The following is a 22551-nucleotide window of genomic DNA, read 5'->3' on the forward strand; positions in this document are numbered from 1 at the left end:
TCAGGCTCGCGCCTTCTTCGGTAAGGGTGCCGCCCTGGGTGGCTGTGCGATGATGCCGGAGGGCATATTATCCCTGAGTTCGTCTGGCTGATCGACCATGACGGACTTCAACCGGTTGCCGATATTCGCCTGCCGGTTTTCATTCGTCACCTTCTGGCCAACGAGATCTGTGACGTAGAATGTGTCGATGACCTTTTCGCCGAAGGTGGTGATGCGGGCGGAATGAATATCGAGCGACAGATCGGACAGGACCGCCGTGATCTCGGCCAGGAGGCCGATACGGTCGAGGCATTCGACCTCAATGACGGTGAATTTGTTCGACAGGGCATTCGAAATCCGTACATCGGGCTGGACGGGGAATGTCTTGTTCTTCTTCTTGCCCTTGGAGCGCGTCGCGATCATCTCCGGCAGACGCTTGCGGCCGGAGAGCACGTCCTCGATCATCTTGCTGATCGACGCGGCACGGCGCATTTCGTCATCATCGATCGGGAATTCACGGTTGATCAGGATCGTATCCAGAGCGCGGCCGTCTGACGTCGTGAAGATCTGGGCATCGGCGATATTGGCCCCGGCTGCGGCACAGGCGCCGGCGATGATCGACAACAGGCGCGGATGGTCGGGCGACAGAACCGTGATTTCGGTGATTGCGTGGAATTGGTGCGTGCGCACCATGGTCGCCAAGGCCTTGCCCGCCTTGTCCGATTCCCGGATGAAATTGGCGTGACGAACCTGATCCTCGAAGTCGACCGAGAGCAGATAAGGCTCATAATGCAGCTTGGTATAGGTGCGCTGGTCCTTCTGGCTCCAGCCTTCCAGCGCCGTCGAAAGCCTTTCGGCAGCATGCTTGGCGCGTTCCTTGCGGGAGACCTGGCTGAAGCCGCCGGACAGGAGCAATTCTGTCTCGTAATAAAGCGTGCGGAGCAACTGGCCTTTCCAGCCATTCCAGACCCCCGGGCCGACGGCCCGGATGTCGCAGATCGTCAGCACCAACAGCATCTTCAAGCGGTCGAGCGATTGCACTTTTTCGGCAAAATCGGTGATCGTCTTGCGGTCGTGCAGGTCTCGTGTTTGGGCGACCATCGACATCAGCAGGTGCTGGTCAATCAGCCATGCGACCATCTCGGTCTGCTTGGGCGAAAGGCCGAGACGCGGGCAAAGCTTGCGAGCGACCTTGGCTCCGGCAACCGAATGATCTTCCTGACGGCCCTTGGCGATGTCATGCAACAGAACCGCCACATAGAGCGTTTGGCGATCCTCGATCTCCGGCATCAGCTTGTTGGCGAGCGGATGCGCCTCTTCCGCCTTGCCCTTATCGATCTCGGATAAGACTTCCAGCGTGCGGATGAGGTGCTCGTCGACAGTGTAGTGATGATACATGTTGAACTGCATCATCGACACGATCTTGCCGAACTCGGGAATGAAGCGGCCGAGAACGCCGGCTTCGTTCATCCGGCGAAGGATAAAGCCGGGGTCCTTGCGCGAAGTCAGGATAGACAGGAAGAGGCGGTTGGCCTCCTCGCTTTCACGGAAATCATTGTCGATCAGCGACAGCGACCGGGTGACGGCCTTCAGCGCATCCGGATGGAATTCAAGACCGTTGAGATCGGCCACATGGAAGAGCCGCATGATCGACATCGGGTCCTTCTTGAAGACACCCGGATCGGCGAGCGCAATACGGCCCCGATCATCGATGAACTCGCTGGCACCTGCAATCTTGCGCGGCCGGTTGGCAAAGCGGCCAATCATTCCGCCAATGCCGGGCACGGCTTTGGCCTGCTGGTCCTCGAGCGCTGCCGAGAAGATGCGCGTCAGATCGCCCACGTCCTTGGCCACGAGGAAGTAATGCTTCATAAAGCGCTCGACGGCGGACAGGCCGGGGCGCGCCTGATAGCCGAGGCTTTTGGCGATCTCGGGCTGGATGTCGAAGTAGAGGCGCTCCTCCGGCTTGCCCGTCAGATAGTGCATATGGCAGCGCACGGCCCAGAGGAAATCGTCAGCCTTGTGGAACAGCCGCAATTCCTGGCGCGAGAGAACACCCAGACGCACCAGATCGCTGGTTTCGCGGACGTGGTAATTGTACTTGGCAATCCAGAACAGGGTCTGGAGATCCCGCAGTCCGCCTTTGCCTTCCTTGACGTTTGGCTCGACGAGATAGCGGCTGTCACCGGCCTTGCGATGGCGCTCATCGCGCTCGGCAAGCTTGGCTGCGATGAATTCGGGGGCCGTGCCGGTCGTAACTTCCTGGTCAAAGCGCCCGGTCAGCTCATCGACGATCGCCTCATTGCCGCAGACGAAGCGGGTCTCGAGCACCGCTGTGCGGATGGTCATGTCGGACTTGGAAAGACGGATGCATTCCTCGACCGTGCGCGTTGCATGGCCAACCTTGAAGCCCACATCCCAGAGGAGATAGAGGACAAATTCCACCGCCTTGTGCTTGGTCGGCGAGGCCTTTGGCGGCAACAGGAATAGCAGGTCAATATCGGAGCCCGGCGCCAGCGTGCCGCGGCCGTAACCACCGACGGCTGCGACTGCGAGACCGTCCATGCCGTCCGAATAGACATGCTTGCGGGCAAAATCGAAGATCAGTGTGATCAATTGATCCTGGATCCAGGAAATCCGGTTGGCGCAGAGCAGGCCGCTTCCATCTTCAAGGAGCTGAAGACGGGCTCGCTCACGCGCATCGGCACTCGCCTTCTTCAGCACGGGTAGCAATCTGGCTCGCGTGTCGAGCAGGTTTCCGGAACCGGCGCCGACCACCGCCTGGCAGGACGCCTTCAAGGCCTGGACATCGAGAAGCTCGTCGAAGGAAAGGTCTGCTTTGGCCATTGGCGCGGCATGCTCTCTGCTGCCCGGGAATCAGCCCGGATTTGGTGGCGCTATAGCGCTTTTTGAGCGCCTTTGACAGCCACTCTAGAGATCAAGGCTTGCCAAGTTGTTTCTTCAGATCATAGAGCGCGTCCAACGCCTGACGCGGCGTCAGGTCGTCCAGATCAAGCGAACGTAGCGCTTCTTCGATCTTCGACGGCCCCGCCTTTGCGATCTCCTCGCGGCGCACCGCGACCTGGAACAGTGGCAGATCGTCGATCAATTGCGCAGCCGGGTTCTTGCGATCGCTGTCTTCAAGGCGTGTCAAAACCTCCCTCGCCCTGGCGACAACAGCCGCCGGCAAGCCGGCAAGGCGCGCGACCTGGATGCCATAGGAGCGATCAGCGGCACCGGGTCCGACCTCGTGCAGGAAGATCACATCGCCGTCCCATTCCTTGACCCGCATGGTAACGTTGGACATCCGGGCGAGCTTTTCCGACAGCGCCGTCAGCTCGTGGAAGTGGGTGGCGAAAAGCGAACGGCAGCGGTTTGCCTCGTGCAAGTGCTCGACCGCTGCCCAAGCGATGGACAAGCCATCAAAGGTGGCGGTACCGCGGCCGATTTCGTCGAGGATGACCAGCGAGCGATCCGTTGCCTGGTTGAGAATTGCGGCTGTTTCGACCATCTCGACCATGAAGGTGGAGCGGCCACGGGCCAGATCGTCGGAAGCGCCTACGCGGGAAAAGAGCCGATCGACCACGCCGATATGGGCGGCGCCGGCGGGCACGAAGGCCCCCATCTGGGCGAGGATGGCGATCAGTGCGTTCTGACGCAGGAAGGTCGATTTACCGCCCATGTTGGGGCCAGTCAGCAGCCAGATGGCACCGGGGCCTTTGGTATCAGAGGGTGAAAGGTCGCAATCATTGGCGATAAACGGGCTTGCTGCTTGGCGGCGCAAAGCCTGCTCGACCACCGGATGACGGCCGGCTGTGATGGCGAACATTCTCGAATCGTCGACCAAGGGACGGCAATAGCCCTGCTCCTCCGCCAAAGCCGCAAGACCAGCTGCGACATCGATGGTGGCAAGAGCGCGGGCTGCCGCCTTGATCGGTTCGGCGGCGGCGATCACCTGCGCGACCATCTGGTCAAAGGCCGCAAGCTCTAGCGCGAGCGCCTGACCGGCAGCATTGGCGATGCGGCTTTCGAGATCGGCGAGTTCAGTGGTGGTAAACCGCATGGCATTCGCCATGGTCTGCCGATGGATGAAGCGCCCCTTGGCTTCGTCGCTATCCGTCATCGGACCGGCATTGCCGGCAGTGACTTCGATGAAGTAGCCGAGCACATTGTTGTGCTTGATCTTCAGCGATTTGATCCCGGTTTCCTCGGCATATTGCAGCTGCAGGCCGGCAATCACCCGGCGCGACTGGTCACGAAGCGCGCGCAACTCATCGAGTTCAGCGAGGGCACCATCACGCAGGAAGCCGCCATCGCGCTTTAGCAGCGGCAGTTCGTCCGCCAGTGTTGCCGAAAGATTGGGCGCGAGATCGACCGGCAGACCAAGCAGATCTGCCAACGCATCGGCCAGTTCTTTCGGAACATTTGCAGGATCAACAAGACGGGCGACATCGGCAGCAGCGGCCAGGCCAGCGACAATCGCGCCCAGATCGCGTGGGCCACCACGGTCGAGCGCCAGACGCGACAATGCACGGGGCATATCGGGCACGCGCTTCAGCGCATCGCGCAACCGGTCAACCAGAAGGCTGTCGGCGAGCAGGCAGGCGATTGAATCCTGGCGTTCGGCAATCGCCTCCGGATCGGTAAGCGGCGACATCAGCCGCTCGGCCAGCAAACGCGCTCCGCCGCCGGTGACCGTGCGGTCGATCGCTTTCAACAGCGAGCCATTGCGCTCGCCCGACAGCGTCTTCACCAATTCGAGATTGGCGCGGGTCGCGGGGTCGATGAACAGCGTCGAGGCGGCATTCTGGCGCTCGGGCAAGCCAAGCGGCGGACGCTCGGCAATCTGCGTTTTTTCGACATAGGCCACGGCGGCGGCGGCCGCTGCAATCTCAGCGCGGGAGAAACTGCCGAAACCTTCCAGAGTGCTGACACCAAAATAGCGGGCAATGCGCCCCTCGGCGCTGGCGCTATCGAAGAGCACGGCTGGCTGCGGCACGACCACGCGGCCCAGCACGTCGAAGGCTGGCTTCAACTCTTCATCGTAAAACAACGTGTCGGGCACGATCAGTTCGCGCGGTTCGATGCGCAAGATGTCGGCGAGAAGCCGAGTCTCCGTGGTTTCGGCGAGGCGGAAAATGCCGGTCGAGATGTCGATCCAGGCGAGCGCCAGCTGCGGAGCAGATCCGCCGCGAATACGCACCAGCGCCATTAGATAATTGGATTCGAAAGGCGAAAGGAGCTTGTCCTCGGTGATCGTGCCCGGTGTCACGAGCCGGACAACATCACGCTTGACGACAGATTTCGAACCGCGCTTCTTCGCCTCTGCCGGATCTTCGATCTGTTCGCAGACGGCAACCCGGAAGCCGAGACTGATCAACTTTTGCAGATAGTCATCGGCGGCATGAACCGGCACGCCACACATCGGGATCTCTTGGCCAAGATGCTGGCCCCGCTTGGTGAGCGTGATGCCGAGCGCGCGGGAGGCATCAACGGCATCTTCGAAGAAGAGCTCGTAAAAATCGCCCATGCGATAGAAGAGAAGGCTGCCGGGGTTGGCGGCCTTGATCTCGATGTATTGCTCCATCATCGGAGTGGCAGATGCGCGGCTTTCCTCGGAGGTCAGCTCTGCAACGTTCAGCACCTCGCTGTGGGCGGCTTGATATAGCGTCACGGGCTCAATGTTTTCTTGGAGATAAAGTCGTGCAACACTAACGGCTCAAGGCGCGGAAAAACAACCATGATGGGCCGGCGAACGCCCGCTGCCCACAGCTAGGTGAGAGAACGAATGACGAGCGAGACGAAAACCGGTCGGACGAAAGTCTCGGTGACGGAACAGGAAGCCCTGGACTTTCACTCCCAGGGCCGACCAGGCAAGCTGGAAATCACCCCGACCAAACCCATGGCTACCCAGCGCGACCTGTCTCTGGCCTATTCCCCCGGCGTCGCGGTTCCCGTGAAAGCCATCGCAGCCAATCCCGCCACGGCCTATGACTACACGACCCGCGGAAACATGGTCGCCGTCATTTCGAACGGCACGGCCATTCTCGGCCTCGGCAATCTCGGGGCCCTTGCCTCAAAGCCGGTCATGGAAGGCAAGTCGGTTCTCTTCAAGCGCTTTGCCGATGTCGATTCGATCGACCTTGAGGTCGATACGGAGAACGTCGACGAGTTCATCAACTGCGTGCGCTATCTCGGACCCTCCTTCGGCGGCATCAATCTCGAAGACATCAAGGCGCCTGACTGCTTCATCATCGAGAGCCGACTGCGCGAACTGATGGACATCCCAGTCTTCCATGACGACCAGCATGGTACGGCGATCATTGCGGCAGCTGGCCTGATCAACGCACTCAAACTGACCGGGCGCGACTTCAAGACGACAAAGCTGGTCTGCAACGGCGCGGGTGCTGCCGCGATTGCCTGCATTGAGCTGATCAAGGCCATGGGCTTCAATGGCGAAAACATCATTCTCTGCGACACCAAGGGCGTCATCTTCCAGGGCCGCACCGAAGGCATGAACCAGTGGAAGTCGGCACATGCGGTGAAGACCGACCGACGGACACTGCGCGAGGCCATGGTGGGTGCCGACGTGGTATTCGGCCTTTCGCAGAAGGGCGCACTGTCTGCCGACATGATCGCCTCGATGGCGCCGAACCCGATCATCTTCGCGATGGCCAATCCGGACCCGGAAATCACACCGGAGGAAGTGGCCGAGATCCGTTCCGACGCGATCATGGCGACGGGGCGCTCGGACTATCCGAACCAGGTCAACAACGTTCTCGGCTTTCCCTATATCTTCCGCGGCGCACTCGACGTGCGGGCAAGCCAGATCAACGACGCGATGAAGATCGCGGCCGTCCGGGCCCTGGCCGATCTGGCCCGCGAAGACGTGCCTGACGATGTGGCAGCAGCCTATCAGGGCCAGCGTCCGCGCTTCGGGGCGCAGTACATCATTCCTGTCCCCTTCGATCCGCGTCTGATATCGGCCATCCCGGTTGCAGTGGCCCGCGCCGCTATGGAAAGCGGCGTAGCGCGCAAAGCGATCGACGATCTCGGTGCCTATGCGCATGAACTCTCCGCGAGACGCGATCCGATCGCGGCTGCCACGCAACGGATCTACGAACATGTCCGCAGCCATCCGAAGCGCGTCGTCTTTGCCGAAGGCGAAGAGGAACAGGTGATGCGTGCAGCGATTGCCTTCGCCAATCAGGGGCTCGGCACTGCCATCCTGCTCGGCCGCGACGAGCCATTGAAGGCAACGGCGGAACGGGCCGGCATCGATCTCGACCGACCGGGTATCGAGGTGGTCAATGCTCGTGTCTCGACGCGGGTCGAAGCCTATACCGAATATCTCTATGCCCGCCTGCAGCGGAAGGGCTACCTGCATCGCGACGCACAGCGGCTGATCAACACAGACCGCAATCACTTTGCCGCCTGCATGGTGGCGCTCGGCGATGCCGATGCAATGGTGACGGGCACGACGCGCAACTACTCGACAGCGCTCGAAGACGTGCGCCGCTGCATCGATACAGCCGCCGGGCACCGGGTGATCGGCGTATCGCTGGCGCTGGCGCGCGGACGGACGATCGTGGTGGCGGATACCGCCGTTCACGACATGCCGACAGCCGATGAACTGGCTGATATTGCCGAAGAAGCGGCCGGTGTCGCGCATCGGCTCGGGCTCGAGCCGCGGGTGGCGTTGCTTGCCTATTCCACCTTCGGCCATCCAACCGGTGAGCGCTCCGAACGGGTTCGGGAAGCGGTCAAGATCCTCGACCGGCGGGGCGTCTCCTTCGAATATGACGGCGAGATGGGGGCTGACGTGGCGCTCAACAGCCACCGAATGGAGCAGTATCCGTTCTGCCGCCTCTCGGGCACGGCGAATGTTCTCGTCATGCCGGCAATCCATTCGGCAGCGATCTCAACCAAGATGCTGCAGGAACTGGGCGGGCTGACCGTCATGGGACCGCTCTTGATCGGGCTGGAAAAATCAGTCCAGATCGCCCAGATGGGGGCCAAGGACAGCGACATCGTCAACATGGCGGCGATTGCGGCCTATAATGCGGCCGTCTGATTAAGGCGCATTTTGCTGGAAATGCCTCAGGCGAACACCGGAGCGGCTTTTGCGAGCCGCTCCATGTCAACTTCGATCTCCTGGCGCAGCCAGCGCTTGAACTTCTCGACCTGGTTGCTGCGACGGGCATTCTCCGCAGTGACGAAGTAGTGGCCAAAGCCGGTTTTGACCGCCGGGCCAAACGGGGCGACCAATTGGCCATACTGCAACTGATGTGACGCCAGCGTCTGCCAGGCCAGCATCACGCCCTGCCCGGCAATGGCGGCATCGAGGCAAAGCGAAGCCTCGCTGAAGCTATGGCGCGCCTTGATCTCGGCCCCGGCCAGGCCAACGGCCGAAAGCCAGACATCCCAGGCAAACATGGCGCGGCCATCAATAACCTTTGGCAGGTCTAGGATATCGGCGGGCCGGCGGAGTGAAGCCGCCATGGCGGGCGTACAGACCGGCACCACGCGCTGCTGCAGGATCAGTTCCGCCTTGAACCCGGACCAATGCCCACGCCCCACCCGGATACGCAGATCGACATCCGTCTGCGCGGCATCCGTGAGCCGGTCGTTCGCATCGATACGCAGGCTGATCTCCGGAAACGCCTCGGAGAAATCGGAGATGCGATGGACAAGCCAGCGCGCGGCAAAGACCGGGGCGACGGAAATGGTCAGCATGCTGTCGTCGTTCCGGCGCGCCAGAGCGACGGAGGCGGACAGGTGACGAAAACCATCGGAGAGCCGGGCCAGGATATCGGTGGCAGTTTCGGCCGGGACCATGCCCCGGCTGGTGCGCTCGAACAGAGTTCGGCCCAGTTGTTTCTCGGTCTTGATCACCTGCTGACTGATGGCGCCGATCGAAACGCCAAGCTCGTCAGCGGCGGCTTGCAGCGAACCGAGGCGTGCCACGGCCTCGACCGCGCGCAGACCGTTGAGATGGACGTGATTGAGCGCTTTCATATAGAAAAGCTATAGTCGACCCAGACAAAACTCAATTGAATTGTCAGCGATAGAAGCAGAAATAAGACCTCATTGAAACCGACTTCGCCAGAAGCCGCGCGCAGGAGGCAAGATCATGTTCAAGTTTTTCTGGACAAAGCAGTCAGCTTTTTTGACCTGTTACAAGCAGGACTGGCGGCACAACCCGTCAGGGCACCCCGCCCTTCTGCAGATGAGCCCGAGGGAACTCGCTGACATGCCGATGGTACCGGAGTTGCCGGTGCGGATGAATGACGTTCCAGCCAGGCTACACGCGGCTGCACAGAGCCCACCCAAAATACCTGCCTCGCTTAACGCACGGCAAGATCCCCGCATCTGCGCGGGGTGAGCAGAACACTTAGCTGGCGCTTGCGAAACGACCGGCGTCGGCACCGTAATAATTGACGTAGCGGCCAGAAATGCTGGCGATCGGCAGAATAATCAAAACGTCGGTCGTATTGAAGGCCTGATCAACGACTGCGCCATTACCAATCATGGCACCAAGGCGCAGATAACCCTTGATCAAGGGCGGCATGGCAAAGAGCGCCCGGCGCGCATTGATCGCTTCCTCGGGCATAAGGTCCATTTCACGGTGAAGATGCGGCAGAGCATCGACCGCCCAATCACCCTTGGCGACAGCATTGTGGTAGAGGAACGAGAGGGCGAGCGCGTGCTCTTCCGGACGCACACCGGGGAAGGAGCCGCAGCCGAACATCGCATCGATACGGTGCTGCAGCGCATAGGCCCAGCAGCCCTGCCAGAGCAGCTCGACGGTGCGTTTGGTGCGATATTGCGGCAGAACGCAGGAGCGACCCAGTTCCATGAAACGCTTGCCGGGATGGCGTGCGACAAGCGGATCAACGTTGAATTCGGAGCCAGAATAGAAGCCGCCATTGGCCTTGGCCACTTCATGGCGTAGCAGACGATAGGTGCCGACGACCTGATCTTCCGCATCGCCCTCAATCGAGCGATCAAGGACCAGCAGGTGGTCGCAGAGACCGTCCCAGCTATCGACATCCCGCTGACGGCGCGCGCAATCAGGATCGACCTGCGCCTTCATCTCCTCGACGAAAACACGGTAGCGAACGGCCTGAGCCGCATCGATCTCGCGCTCAGACCGGGCAAGCCGCGTTTCCAGGCTGCCGATCCTTCCCAGAACCTCACGCGTGTCGGGGCGGACGAGCGGCGCTGCCGCACTGGCTTCGAGAACCATGTTTCGGTCGATCAGGTCCATGCTCATTCAACCCATCCGCGTTGTCGTCAGCCGCCTTTAAACACGCAACTGCTACAGGAAAGTGACAGAGACGCCGGCCCGGATCATGCCTTGGGCGTCTTGGGCCGACGATGCTGGATGATTTCGTCAATAACAATGCAGCCGGCGCCGAGTGTAATAAAAATGTCGGCCAGATTGAAGACCGCGAAGGACCAAGTATCCGTGTAGAACAGGATATAGTCGACCACGTAGCCGTAAGTGAACCGGTCGATCAGGTTGCCAAGCGCCCCCGCGATAATCATGGCAAAGCCGAGATGGGCGAAATGCTGATCCGCAGCCGTCTTCCGCCAGAGCCAGAGCACGAAGGCAACGATGGTGAGGCGCATGCCGACGATGAACCAGCCGTCGAGATGCGACAACATGGAGAAGGCAACGCCGAGATTGTGGGTTCGATAAAGGGCCCAGAACGGGAGCACGGGAACCAGTTCGTGCATCGGCAGATAGATCTCCACCGCATACTTGATCGCCTGGTCGAGCAGAAGGGCTATACCAATAAACAGGATGACCGGCAGCGGCCGGTTGAAAACGGCAAGCATGCTTTACTTCGCTCCATCGAGGGTCAGCAGGTGCCGACGCACCTCGAACAGCATCACGCCGGTGGCCACTGCCAGATTAAGCGAATCCGCCGTTCCGACCTGTGGAATGCGCGCGAGCTTGTCTGCCGCTCCCGCCAGCTCATCCGGCAAGCCAGACTGCTCATTACCCATCATCAGGATGACCGGCTTCGACCGGTAGTCGATCGTGCGATAATCAACAGCACCGGCGAGATGGGTGGCGACGAGGCGCGCATCGACCGATTTCTTCCACTTCAGGAAGTCGGCAACCGTGGTCTTGACGAGCGGCAGAGCGAACATCGAACCCATGGTCGCACGCACTGTTTCGAGTGAAAACGGATCGGTGCTGTCGCCCACCAGAATGACGCCGGCTGCACCGGCGGCATCTGCGGTTCGGATGATAGTACCCAGATTGCCGGGATCCCGTACGCGGTCGAGCGCGATCCAGGTCTCGTTCTCCTTGGGTTTCACATCCTTGAGCGCGGTCCAGCGCTGCTCGATGACGGCCGCGACCATTTGCGGGTTTTCGCGGCGCGTGATCGACGACATGACCTTGTCATTGACCTCAAGCACCAGACCACCAGACGCGACCGTGCGGGCGGCAACCTTCTCGACCAGCGGCTTGCCCTTGCCAGCCTTCGCATAGACGAGGGTGCGGATTGTCCAGCCGCGATCGAGCGCATCGATCACAAGCTTGAGCCCCTCCGCCAGGAAGGTTCGGCTCTCGTCGCGCGCCTTCTTCAACGAGAGGGCCTTTATGTCCTTGATGATCGGATTGGCGAGGCTGGTGACCTCCTTCACCTGCCCAACCCGGCGCGGTCCATCGTGGCGGTAGTCGTCAGTCATTTCGGCACCCAGCGGCTGTAAAGAGAGGTCGAAAGGGCGCGGCCCGGCGTCTTGCCGTCAAGGCCTGCCTCGCGGATCACAAGCTCCCCGGACTCGACCAGGCCGCCCTTGCCGCGCATCGTCTCGCGCATCAGTTCGTGGATCGAATAGAAGCTGGCGCGGATCGAATAGGCGGTCAGGACGAGGCCAACGGCCTTCGGGGCCAGCAATTCGCGGCAAACATCGAGCATTAGCGGCAGGTGATCGAAGAGGTGCCAGACCTCGCCATTCGGGCCACGGCCGAATTTCGGCGGATCGGTCAGGATGATGTCATAGTGGTTGCCGCGGCGCTCCTCCCGCAGGATGAACTTCATCGCATCCTCGCAGATCCAGCGGATCGGCGCCTTGTCGAGCCGGCTCAGCGACTGATTTTCGCGTGCCCAGCCGATTGCCTTTTTCGACGCATCAACATGCGTCACCTCGGCACCGGCAGCAGCCGCGACGAGCGAGGCAACGCCGGTATAGCCGAAGAGGTTCAGGACCTTCAGCGGACGCCCGGCCTCCTCGATCCGCTGCTTCATCCACGACCAGTGAGCGATCTGCTCAGGGAAGACGCCGACATGGCGAAACGCGGTGAAACGGCCGTGAAAATCAATGTCCAGCAAAGACAGCGGCCAGGTTTCACCAAGAGCCTCACGCTGGAAACGCCAGCGACCCATGCCATCTTCGTCGGTATCGCCTGTGAAAACCGCATCCGCCTTGTCCCAGACATGGGCCGGCAGCGACTTCTGCCACAGGGCCTGCGCTTCCGGGCGCACGATGCTGTAGGATCCGTAGCGCTCGAACTTGAGACCGTCGCCGCTGTCAATCAGGTGGAAATCGCCAGCTCCGGTGGATTCCAGGATCAGCGGAACGCGCTCTGCGGGTAGGTCGCCGGTTCTACGGGTGAGCAATCGCTGCGGCTCTGTGGCTGCGGCTGCATCAGGGGCCGCCGCCACCTTCGCGCGGGATGCCGCGTCTGAGGAAGCGGATTTCAGCGCACGCGTGTGGTTCGCACCCGGCCTGCCGGCGTACGGCTTGTCGTTGCCGCGTCCCTTCGCCTTTCCGGCTTCGAATGGCTTCGCGCCCGGGCGCCGTTGCTTGTCCTTCACCTGATCCTATCCGTGGCTTTTATTGCAATTCCGCCTGCCCATAGCATCGCGGGGAAATTGCGCAAAGCTGTTTTGCCGATCGCTACTTCGCCTCGAGGGCTGGGAGCCCGGCACCCGCAATCTGCTCGGCACGGTTCTTCTGCCGATCGGCCTCCGCCTGCCACTGGGCGGCCACGCGGGACTGCGTCCGGGCTTGCTTGCGATGCTTGCCCTGCGAGAACCAGATGACGGCTGCACCAATCACCACGCCGAGCATGACCGCGAGGATCAGCAGCACGAAGAGTGGGGACGCCACGGAAAGAGCGGGGTCTGCCGGATCGAAGGGATTGAGGGCCAGGCGCACGGATTGCCGATTGGCCACAGAGAGCACGATCAGCACCAGGCCGAGCGGCAGGACAACCAGAAGGGTCAGCAATCTGCGTATCATCTAAAGTCTCCCAGAACGGCTCGAGGGCCCGATCCGAGCCCTCGTTTGCCCCAAGGTAAAGTCGGGGAGGAAATTTTCAATGCGAAAAGGCGTCACGCCTCGTCGTCGTCATCGCCCATGCCCGGATTGAGCCGTTCGCGCAGTTCCTTGCCCGTCTTGAAGAAAGGCACCCACTTTTCTTCAACGAATACCGTTTCGCCGGTCCGTGGATTGCGTCCGGAGCGCGACGGACGATTCTTCACCGAAAAGGCACCGAACCCACGCAGCTCGACGCGATTTCCGCCGGCCAGCGCATCGGTGATCTCGTCCAGCACGGCATTGACGATATTCTCAACGTCACGATGATATAGATGCGGATTGCGGGCCGCGACGATCTGCACCAATTCCGACTTAATCACGCGGACCCCCTGCCCATACCTGTTGTGACATGCTCGCCTGTTGTGAATTGCCTGGCGCCAAGGTGCCAAAGCGAAAAAGCACAGTCAAGGAACTACTTAACAGTGCCGGGCCAAGTTTTCCAGTCCCTCGACAGCGCCACCGACGATTGGTGGCCGGTCTCAATTTCTCCGCATCATCACGGCATAGGGCAACTCGCCCTTGAAGAGGCCCACTTGACCTCCTTTCTATTGGCAAGCCACGATTTAAATGCGAAAGGTCGGCGACGGCTTTGAAACGCCCGTCCCGCGAATCGCGCGACCAACAGGTATCCGGAACATGCTGCAGACGACATCGGAGAAAAGCCAGGGAAGCGGCGTCTCGGCCGGTGACCGAGCCTATCGTCAGGCGGTCCACCATTCGGCCCGGGTGAGACGGTTGCGTATCGTATTGCCCTTGGCGGCGCTCGTGGTCTCTGTTGTTTTCGCTGGCGTCTCTTTCGTCCGAAGCCTGATGCCGGAGGAAATCCAGATCGAATCCGCCAAGATTGAAGACGGCAAAGTGGTCATGGCGAAACCGGCGATTGCCGGGCGGAATTCCGAAGGTGTGCGCTATTCGATGCGGGCCGAGCGGGCGCTTCAGGACATGAAGAATCCGAACCTGATCACACTTGATACGATTTCGGCTGCCGTGCCGGTCAGCGACAAGGTTATCGCGCGGGTCGAAGCCCAGAGCGGGACCTTCGACCGCGCCGCCAATTTCCTGACACTGGACAAGCCCTTCACCTTGAACCTCAGCAGCGGCATCGATGCGCAGTTCAATTCTGCCCGGCTCGACATTGCAGGTGGCTCGATGGAGACCGACGATCCGGTGGCGATCCAGACCAAGGGCGCAGCGATTGTTGCGAACTCCCTCAATATGAAGGATAAGGGAAAAACAATGATTTTCTCCGGGGATGTCAGACTGAATCTGGATCCCGCATCCCTCCGTTCCAACCGGTCTATGGAAGCCGTCCAGCAATGACATACCGCTCAACCAAACAGCGTCTTCAAGCCAGCATCGTGATGGGCTCCCTTCTTGCAGCCTGTCTGCCGGCCCTTGCGATGGCTCAATCTACCGACCGCCAGATGAACGGTCTGAAACTTTCGAACGATCAACCGATCCAGATCGAAAGCGACCAGCTTGAGATCCGCGAAGCCGAGCGCAAGGCCTTCTTCACAGGCAATGTGAAGGTCGTCCAGGGCGCAACCACGCTGCAGGCCGGAACGATGACGGTCCTTTACCAGGGCGAAGGCACGTCCGTGACCCAGGGCAATGCCGACATCGACAAGATCGACGTCGACGGCAAGGTGTTCCTGTCTTCCGGAACCCAGCAGGCGACGGCCGACAAGGGGCGCTTCGATCTCGTCGCCCAGGTCTTTGTTCTGGAAGGCGACCGTGTCGTGCTTTCCGAAGGACAGAACGTCTTTGTCGGCTGCAAACTGACCGTCCAGATGACGTCCGGCCAGGCAAAACTCGACAGCTGCGGCCGTCGCGTCCAGATCCAGCTCGACCCCAAATCCCAGAAGAAATAACGGACCGGCGTGAACGTGCAGCTTCCATTCTTCTCCCGGTCCAAAGCCGCCGCCGTCCCGGACGGCCAGTCGGCCGATCGCGCGCGCTACGAAGGCACGCTGATCGCGCATGGCCTGACCAAGACCTATAACGGCCGGCGCGTGGTCAACGGCGCGTCGCTCGTCGTTCGTCGTGGCGAAGCGGTTGGCCTGCTGGGCCCGAACGGCGCCGGCAAAACAACCTGTTTTTACATGATCACCGGCCTCGTCCCGGTCGATGCCGGGACGATCTCGCTCAACGGCTACGACGTGACATCGATGCCAATGTATCGTCGCGCCCGTCTTGGCGTTGGTTACCTGCCCCAGGAAGCATCCATCTTTCGCGGTCTGTCCGTAGAAGACAATATCAAGGCCGTGCTTGAGGTCCATATTTCGGACAAGCGGAAGCGCGAAGCGAAGCTGAACGAGCTTCTCGATGAATTCCATATTCAGCGTCTTCGGAAGTCACCGGCTGTCGCCTTGTCCGGCGGTGAGCGCCGCCGCCTGGAAATCGCCCGCGCGCTTGCGACCGATCCGACATTCATGCTGCTTGACGAACCGTTTGCCGGCGTCGATCCGATCTCCGTGTCCGACATCCAGAACCTTGTGCGACACCTGACGGCTCGTGGCATCGGCGTCCTGATCACCGACCATAATGTCCGCGAGACACTCGGCCTGATTGATCGGGCCTATATCATCCATGCCGGTGAGGTTCTCACCCATGGCCGCGCCAATGACATCGTCAACAATGCGGATGTCCGCCGTCTTTATCTCGGCGACAAATTCAGTCTTTGACGGCTGCCACGAATTATCCGCCTCCAGCCTCCGAGTGACTTGACCAAGCTGTAATAAAAAGCAATTTTTGGGCCAAGTGGATTTCGCCTGTCTTGATCGACGGGCGCCTCGGAGGATTGTAGGGGAGTTTAGCGTCCGGCATGGCCTTATCCGCCAATCTTTTCCTGCGACAAAACCAGTCTTTGGTGATGACACCGCAGCTGGTGCAGTCGATCCAACTGCTCCAGATGACGCATCTTGAGTTGATGCAGTTCATTGCTCAAGAAGTGGAACGCAATCCGCTGCTCGAAATGGCGGCAGATGATGGTGATGCAGGCATCGATATTGCCGAATTTAGCGACAGGCACACAACAGGCAGCGATGTCACGTCCGAACGGGACGAGGTCGCCCAGGCACCGGCTCTTGCAAGTGACTGGTACGAGCCTGGAGCCAGCGACAACCTGAACGACCGCCTCGACACAAACTACGATATGGCCTTTGCCGACGAAGGCAGCAGCCAGCGGCTCGATGCGCCGGAATTGCTCGGGCAATGGAAATCGATGCCCGGGGCCTCCTCCCCTCATGGCGACGATTACGATCTGGACGAGTTCGTTGCCGGACAGGTAAGCCTGCGCGACCACCTTGAACTCCAGATTCCCTTTCTCGTCAGCACAGCAGCCGAACGCCTGATCGCCTCCATCTTGCTCGACCATCTCGACGAAGCTGGCTATCTGCGCGCGGATCTCGACGAAATCGCCGGTCGCCTCGGCAAACCTGTCTCCGAGATAGAGGCGGTCCTGACCCAGCTGCATGGTGTCGAGCCGACTGGTGTTTTTGCGCGATCGCTCGGCGAATGCCTTTCTTTGCAACTCAAGCAGCGTGACCGCTTCGACCCCGCCATGGCCGGGCTTGTTGACAATCTCGAACTGCTGGCAAAACGCGATTTCGCCACACTGAAGAAGATCTGCGGCGTCGACGAGGAGGATCTCCTCGATATGCTGAGTGAAATCCGCAAGCTTAACCCCAAGCCGGGCAGCGGCTTCGAGCACAGCGTGACGGAGTCCGTGACCCCGGACATTGTCGTGCGTGCGGATGGAGCGTCAGGCTGGAGGGTCGAGCTCAATCCGGATGCCTTGCCACGCGTGCTCGTCAATCACGCTTACATGACTCAAGTGTCGGCCACGGCCACAAGAGGCAATGAAGATGCAGGCTTCATCTCGGACTGCCTCCAGACTGCCAACTGGCTTACACGCAGCCTTGACCAGAGGGCCAAGACCATTCTGAAGGTCGCGAGCGAGATCGTGCGCCAGCAGGAGGGTTTTCTCACCCATGGCGTCGGGCATCTGCGGCCGCTCAATCTGAAGACCGTGGCCGATGCGATCAAGATGCACGAATCCACCGTCAGTCGCGTGACGACCAACAAGTTCATGATGACGCCGCGTGGACTGTTCGAATTGAAGTATTTCTTCAGCGTTTCGATCGCCTCCGCGGAAGGCGGGGACAGTCATTCCGCGGAGGCCGTTCGACACAGGATACGGACGCTGATCGCACAGGAAAGCCCGGAAGCCGTACTTTCGGACGACGACATCGTGGTGTCGCTCAAGTCAACCGGCGTGGACCTCGCCCGCCGGACGGTGGCCAAATATCGGGAGGCGATGAATATCCCCTCCTCCGTCCAGAGACGGCGCGAAAAGCGAGCCGCCGTCAAGGCCGGGGCCGTTTAGGCGTTAACCCTCAAAGTGCCTGTTATTAACGGGTCGTTGACATTTTGGGCAGCGGTGGGTAGAAGCGCGCCGCAATCAACAGCGCACACTACTGACTGCGGAAAATTCCCAAGGAAACGCCCAGGAACATACTTCACACGCACCGATCGTTCGAAAAGCTTGGACGCGGACCGCGCATGGCGTAAAATAGCCGGGCAAACCAAACATAAGAAGGGAAACTCCATGAGTGTGCGTGTATCCGGCAAACAGATGGAAATCGGTGAATCGTTCCGCCAGCGGATCGAGGAGCGGATCCAGGACGCCGTTACGAAGTACTTCGACGGAGGGTATTCCGGGCAAGTCGTGGTGTCGAAGTCGAATTCTCGCTTCGCAGCCGATTGCCTGGTGCATCTCGATACCGGCGCCAACCTGCATGCTGCAGGCGAAGCGAACGATCCGCAGGTAGCATTCGATACCGCTTTTGAGCGTGTCGAGAAGCGTCTGCGTCGTTACAAGCGTCGACTGAAGGATCATCACGCCAATGGCGTGGCGAATTCTTCGATCGAAGTGGCTTACACGGTCATGGACTCCCTTGCCGAGGAACACGACGAGGTGCCCGAGGATTATGCGCCGGCCATTGTTGCGGAGAGCACGAAAAAGCTTCGGACGATGTCGGTCGCGACCGCGGTCATGGCTCTTGATATGACGGATGAGCCCGTTCTTCTGTTCAGAAGCCCGGGAAATGAACAATTGAATATCGTTTATCGTCGCAATGACGGTAATATCGGGTGGATCGATTCCGCCAACATCAAAGGCTGACGAGTCGGCCGGCGGGCGAAGGGTGTTAAGCCCTGCGCCCGCCTCGGCTTTGAAGCATGAAGGAAATTGATATGGCCTTGGCAGATTTGCTGCACCAGGATGCTGTGATACCCAGCCTACGCGTGAATTCTAAGAAGCAGCTTCTTCAGGAACTTGCGGCCAGGGCCTCGAAGCTGACGGATATTCCCGAACGGGAAATCTTCGACGTCATCCTGCAGCGCGAGCGGCTCGGCTCGACCGGCGTCGGCAATGGCATTGCCATCCCACACGGCAAACTGAACAAGATCAGCAAGATCACCGGCGTCTTTGCACGGATCGAGACACCAATCGATTTCGAGGCGCTCGACGACCAGCCGGTTGATCTGGTTTTCCTACTTCTCGCACCGGAAGGTGCTGGCGCAGATCATCTGAAGGCCCTATCGCGCATCGCACGCGTGCTGCGAGATCAGGATTTGGTCAACAAACTGCGCGCCACTGATTCCGCGTCGGCTATCTATACCTTCCTGAACGAAGAGCAGACCTCGAACGCAGCCTGACGGACAAACTGTCATGCGATTAAAAAAAGCGCCCAGTGGGCGCTTTTTTCTTTGTCTGAAATCCGCTTTCAAGCCTTTGCGGCGTCGTCGCCGGTGGCATCACCCTTGGGGCCACCCTTGGCAACGCCGACCATGGCCGGTCGCAGAACCCGCTCGCCAATCGCATATCCGGCCTGGACAACCTGGACGACGGTGTTGTTGGGAACGTTCGGGTTCGGCACTTCGAACATAGCCTGGTGGAAATTCGGATCGAATTTCTGACCTTCAGCCTCGATCTTTCGCACGCCATGGCGCTCAAGCGTCGCCAGCATGCCGCGCTCGGTCATCTCGACGCCTTCAATCAGCGCAGTGACGCCTGCATCGGCTGCAGCGCGGGCCTCTTCAGGGAAGGTTTCGATTGCACGGCGCAGATTGTCGGATACCGACAACATGTCACGGGCAAAACCGGTCACTGCATAGGACTTGGCGTCCTTGATCTCGCGCTCGGTCCGGCGACGCAGATTGTCCATATCGGCTGCAAGCCGCAGGAAACGGTCGCGAAGGTCTGCGTTTTCGGCCCGCAGCGCTTCGGTCGGATCCGCTTCGGTCTCGTTAACCGTTTCAGTTTCAGGCGCCAGCTGGTCCGCGAGCGCCTCGGTTGCGTGCGCCTCTGCGGCTGCCGCGTCAGGTCCGTTCTTCGTTGTATCTTCGGTCATGACGTTCTCCGGATAGATTGCCTATTCGAACCGGGAGGTTTCGAATTTGAGCCCGATATCAGGGTTTCACTTGAAAAAATCAAGGCTTTGCCGCGAATGCCCGGCTAACGGCCAGCGCGCGACAGCCGTGCCATCAGCTGCGCGGTGTAGTCGACCATGGGGACGACACGCGAATAGTTGAGCCTGGTTGGACCGATGACGCCGACTGCACCAACGATGCGATTGTCTCCGTCCCGGTAGGGGGCGACGATCAGCGACGAACCGGAGAGCGAAAACAGCTTGTTTTCCGAACCTATGAAGATCCTGACACCCGGTCCCGTTTCAGCAAGATTGAGGATCTCGATCAGGCTCTCCTTGCGCTCGAGATCATCGAATAGCAACCGCAGCCGATCGAGATCGTCAGCACCTGCCACACCTTCCAGCAGATTGGCGTGACCGCGGACGATGAGGCGGGTGGCCATGTCTTCCGCAGCACTTCCGGACCAGACGGCAAGCCCCCGCTCAACCAGATCCTGGGACAGCGCGTCTAGTTCCGTCGAGACCTGCACTTTCAGCTTTTCCAACTGCCCGCGCAATTCGGGCAATGTCTGGCCCGTCAGGTTGGCATTGAGAAAATTGGCCGCCTCTGTCAGTTGCGATGCCGTCACGCCGGCGGGCAACTCGATGATACGATTCTCGACCTGGTTCTGTTCGCCGACCAACACGGCAAGCGCCTTGGTTGGCTCAAGGCGGATGAATTCGACATGCTTGAGTACAGGGTCGTTCTTCGCCGAGATCACCAGCCCTGCCCCGCGCGAAAGGCCGGACAGAAGGCGGCTCGCCTCCGAAAGCATCGCCTCTATGGAGTGATCGGGCGTTACGGGCCGCAATTGGCGCTCTATACTGCCACGGTCCTCCTCCGAGAGGTCCCCGACCTGCATGAAGCCATCAACGAAGAAGCGCAGTCCGGCTTGCGTCGGCAGTCGGCCGGCACTCACATGCGGCGCATAGATCAAGCCGAGATCTTCAAGGTCGCTCATGACATTGCGGACCGACGCCGGCGAAAGCGACATCGACAGCAAGCGCGACAGATTGCGCGACCCCAGGGGATCTCCCGATTCCAGGTAGGTCTCAACGATGCGCCGGAACACTTCCCTAGAGCGATCGTCCAGAGACGCAAAGACGTCGGCAGGTGTCATCTCGGATGATGGCTTCATCGCGTTCGGGCGGGCGTGGCTACTATCATGACAGAGACTATAGGGCCTCCGCGAGCAATGAAAAAGCACTTTCGTTGCCGGCAGCGCATCTGCTTGTTTCGTGGTTTTCCTTTGCAAATGACGCCTGCCAACCTTAGAAGGCAACGGATACACGAGGAGATGATGATGCGGCCATCCGGCAGAAAAACAGACCAAATGCGCAAGGTTTCATTCGAGCGCAACATTTCCAAACATGCCGAAGGCTCCTGCCTGGTGAAGTTTGGCGATACGCATGTCCTGTGCACGGCAAGCCTGGAAGACAAGACGCCGCCATGGCTGCGCAATTCCGGCAAAGGCTGGGTGACGGCAGAATACGGCATGCTGCCGCGTGCCACGGGTGAGCGGATGAAGCGCGAGGCCGCATCCGGCAAGCAAAGCGGCCGAACGCAGGAAATCCAGCGGTTGATCGGTCGCTCACTGCGCGCCGTTGTCAGCCTCGAAGCGCTGGGCGAGCGCCAGATCTCCATCGACTGCGATGTTATCCAGGCCGACGGCGGCACCCGTACCGCCGCAATCACCGGTGCGTGGATCGCCCTGCATGATTGCCTGAGGTGGATGGAGGCCCGCAACATGGTGAAGGTCGAGAAGGTCCTGAAGGACCATATCGCCGCTATCTCCTGTGGTATCTTCGCCAACCAACCGGTAATCGACCTCGACTACCTCGAGGATTCGGCTGCGGAAACGGACGCCAACTTCGTCATGACCGGATCAGGCGGGATCGTCGAGATCCAGGGAACGGCCGAAGGCAAACCCTTCAGCCAGGAGGAGTTCCTGACGCTGCTCTCCCTCGCCCGCAACGGTATCGACGAACTGGTCGGCTTGCAGAAGCAGGCCATCGGCTGACAGCACGGATTGCCCCGCGATTTTCAGCGCGGGGCATTTTTTGCCAAGCGTCGGGCAGACGGCCTGCCCCGGAACCTCTGAGGACAGCATGCGCAAACTTGACACCCGCACCATCGTTGTTGCCAGCCACAATGCTGGCAAGATCGGCGAGATCGCTGATCTGATTGGCCCCTTCGGTTTCTCGGCGAAGTCGGCGAAGGACCTCGCCTTCGTCGAGCCGGATGAAACGGGCACGACCTTCGAAGAGAATGCGGCAATCAAGGCTCTGGCATCTGCCAGAGCTTCAGGCCTGCCGGCGCTGTCCGATGACAGCGGCCTTGTCATCGACGCACTCGACGGCGCACCGGGCGTTTACACTGCCAACTGGGCCGAGCGCGAGGATGGCAGCCGTGACTTTGCCATGGCGATGGACAAGGTAGAGGCGGCCCTGCAGGAGCGCGGTGCCACGCAAGCTGCCCAGCGGACTGCCCGTTTCGTCAGCGTCCTGTGCCTTGCCTGGCCGGACGGGCACACGGAGTTCTTCCGTGGTGAGGTCGAGGGTTTTGTCGCCTCCGCTCCACGCGGGACGGCGGGCTTCGGCTATGACCCAATCTTCCAGCCCCTCGGCCACGAGCGGACCTTCGGCGAGATGACCTCTGACGAGAAACATGGCTGGAAGCCCGGCGATGCAGAGGCACTCTCGCATCGGGCCCGCGCCTTCAAGCTCTTCGTCGAAACCTGCCTGGAGGCGTAAA

The 22551-nt window shown here is 60.4% G+C and carries 20 protein-coding genes; 9 read left to right on the forward strand and 11 right to left on the reverse strand.

From position 1 onward, the window contains the following. Both IP76_RS00820 and mutS read right to left on the reverse strand, forming a co-directional pair. The gene (locus IP76_RS00820; RefSeq protein ID WP_054156270.1) at positions 1-2826 is read right to left on the reverse strand and encodes a [protein-PII] uridylyltransferase; all 2826 of its coding nucleotides are present in this window, start codon (positions 2824-2826) and stop codon (positions 1-3) included. Positions 2827-2917: 91 nt separating this feature from the next. Then, the gene (mutS, locus tag IP76_RS00825; protein WP_245281354.1) at positions 2918-5569 is read right to left on the reverse strand and encodes a DNA mismatch repair protein MutS; all 2652 of its coding nucleotides are present in this window, start codon (positions 5567-5569) and stop codon (positions 2918-2920) included. Between the two features lie 198 nt (positions 5570-5767). Here mutS and IP76_RS00830 point away from each other — a divergent pair, with 198 nt between their 5' ends. Continuing rightward, complete coding sequence (locus IP76_RS00830; RefSeq protein WP_054156272.1) at positions 5768-8053, forward strand: NADP-dependent malic enzyme; 2286 nt, start codon at positions 5768-5770, stop codon at positions 8051-8053. Positions 8054-8079: 26 nt separating this feature from the next. Here the strand turns inward: IP76_RS00830 and IP76_RS00835 are convergent, their stop codons facing one another. The 7 genes from IP76_RS00835 to IP76_RS00870 all read right to left on the reverse strand — a co-directional run bounded on the left by IP76_RS00835 (position 8080) and on the right by IP76_RS00870 (position 13643). Further along, positions 8080-8997: a LysR substrate-binding domain-containing protein gene (locus IP76_RS00835; RefSeq protein ID WP_054156273.1), complete on the reverse strand. Its 918-nt coding sequence runs from the start codon at positions 8995-8997 to the stop codon at positions 8080-8082. Between the two features lie 376 nt (positions 8998-9373). Then, positions 9374-10255 carry a GNAT family N-acetyltransferase gene (locus tag IP76_RS00845; RefSeq protein WP_054156275.1) on the reverse strand — a complete coding sequence of 294 codons (882 nt, stop codon included), beginning with the start codon at positions 10253-10255 and terminating at the stop codon, positions 9374-9376. Positions 10256-10332: 77 nt separating this feature from the next. After that, entirely contained in the window at positions 10333-10824 is a 492-nt protein-coding gene (lspA, locus tag IP76_RS00850) for a signal peptidase II (RefSeq protein WP_054156276.1), read from the reverse strand. Positions 10825-10827: 3 nt separating this feature from the next. Further along, positions 10828-11688 (reverse strand): RNA methyltransferase, encoded by an 861-nt coding sequence (locus IP76_RS00855; RefSeq protein WP_054156277.1) that lies wholly within the window; start codon positions 11686-11688, stop codon positions 10828-10830. After that, positions 11685-12818, reverse strand: coding sequence for a class I SAM-dependent methyltransferase (locus IP76_RS00860; protein WP_054156278.1), 1134 nt, complete (start codon positions 12816-12818; stop codon positions 11685-11687). The genes IP76_RS00855 and IP76_RS00860 overlap by 4 nt, the downstream gene beginning before the upstream one ends. 82 nt (positions 12819-12900) lie before the next feature. Then, positions 12901-13245, reverse strand: coding sequence for a LapA family protein (locus IP76_RS00865; protein ID WP_054156279.1), 345 nt, complete (start codon positions 13243-13245; stop codon positions 12901-12903). A gap of 92 nt (positions 13246-13337) precedes the next feature. Further along, positions 13338-13643 (reverse strand): integration host factor subunit beta, encoded by a 306-nt coding sequence (locus IP76_RS00870; protein ID WP_054156280.1) that lies wholly within the window; start codon positions 13641-13643, stop codon positions 13338-13340. 316 nt (positions 13644-13959) lie between these two features. Between IP76_RS00870 and lptC the strand changes: the two genes are divergently transcribed. The 6 genes from lptC (at position 13960) to ptsN (ending at position 19044) form a co-directional block, all read left to right on the forward strand. Then, positions 13960-14643: an LPS export ABC transporter periplasmic protein LptC gene (lptC, locus tag IP76_RS00875; protein WP_054156428.1), complete on the forward strand. Its 684-nt coding sequence runs from the start codon at positions 13960-13962 to the stop codon at positions 14641-14643. Then, positions 14640-15194 carry an LptA/OstA family protein gene (locus tag IP76_RS00880; protein WP_054156281.1) on the forward strand — a complete coding sequence of 185 codons (555 nt, stop codon included), beginning with the start codon at positions 14640-14642 and terminating at the stop codon, positions 15192-15194. Before lptC ends, IP76_RS00880 begins: the two co-directional genes overlap by 4 nt. Positions 15195-15209: 15 nt before the next feature. Further along, positions 15210-16007 carry an LPS export ABC transporter ATP-binding protein gene (gene lptB, locus IP76_RS00885; protein WP_054156429.1) on the forward strand — a complete coding sequence of 266 codons (798 nt, stop codon included), beginning with the start codon at positions 15210-15212 and terminating at the stop codon, positions 16005-16007. Positions 16008-16147: 140 nt separating this feature from the next. After that, complete coding sequence (gene rpoN / locus IP76_RS00890) at positions 16148-17710, forward strand: RNA polymerase factor sigma-54 (protein WP_054156282.1); 1563 nt, start codon at positions 16148-16150, stop codon at positions 17708-17710. A 222-nt stretch (positions 17711-17932) separates the two neighbouring features. Next, positions 17933-18508: a ribosome-associated translation inhibitor RaiA gene (raiA, locus tag IP76_RS00895; protein WP_054156283.1), complete on the forward strand. Its 576-nt coding sequence runs from the start codon at positions 17933-17935 to the stop codon at positions 18506-18508. 71 nt (positions 18509-18579) lie between these two features. Then, positions 18580-19044 carry a PTS IIA-like nitrogen regulatory protein PtsN gene (gene ptsN, locus IP76_RS00900; RefSeq protein WP_054156430.1) on the forward strand — a complete coding sequence of 155 codons (465 nt, stop codon included), beginning with the start codon at positions 18580-18582 and terminating at the stop codon, positions 19042-19044. A 68-nt stretch (positions 19045-19112) separates the two neighbouring features. On the opposite strand, the gene grpE is transcribed toward ptsN, so the two are convergent. After that, the gene (grpE, locus tag IP76_RS00905; RefSeq protein ID WP_054156284.1) at positions 19113-19739 is read right to left on the reverse strand and encodes a nucleotide exchange factor GrpE; all 627 of its coding nucleotides are present in this window, start codon (positions 19737-19739) and stop codon (positions 19113-19115) included. Positions 19740-19843: 104 nt separating this feature from the next. Beyond that, positions 19844-20917 carry a heat-inducible transcriptional repressor HrcA gene (hrcA, locus tag IP76_RS00910; protein WP_054156285.1) on the reverse strand — a complete coding sequence of 358 codons (1074 nt, stop codon included), beginning with the start codon at positions 20915-20917 and terminating at the stop codon, positions 19844-19846. Between the two features lie 183 nt (positions 20918-21100). Between hrcA and rph the strand changes: the two genes are divergently transcribed. Both rph and rdgB read left to right on the forward strand, forming a co-directional pair. After that, complete coding sequence (gene rph / locus IP76_RS00915) at positions 21101-21817, forward strand: ribonuclease PH (RefSeq protein ID WP_054156431.1); 717 nt, start codon at positions 21101-21103, stop codon at positions 21815-21817. 88 nt (positions 21818-21905) lie between these two features. Continuing rightward, positions 21906-22550 carry an RdgB/HAM1 family non-canonical purine NTP pyrophosphatase gene (gene rdgB, locus IP76_RS00920; protein WP_054156286.1) on the forward strand — a complete coding sequence of 215 codons (645 nt, stop codon included), beginning with the start codon at positions 21906-21908 and terminating at the stop codon, positions 22548-22550. Position 22551: the final 1 nt, after the last annotated feature.

The sequence above is a fragment of the Rhizobium sp. AAP43 genome, from assembly GCF_001296045.1.
Classification (GTDB): domain Bacteria; phylum Pseudomonadota; class Alphaproteobacteria; order Rhizobiales; family Rhizobiaceae; genus Allorhizobium.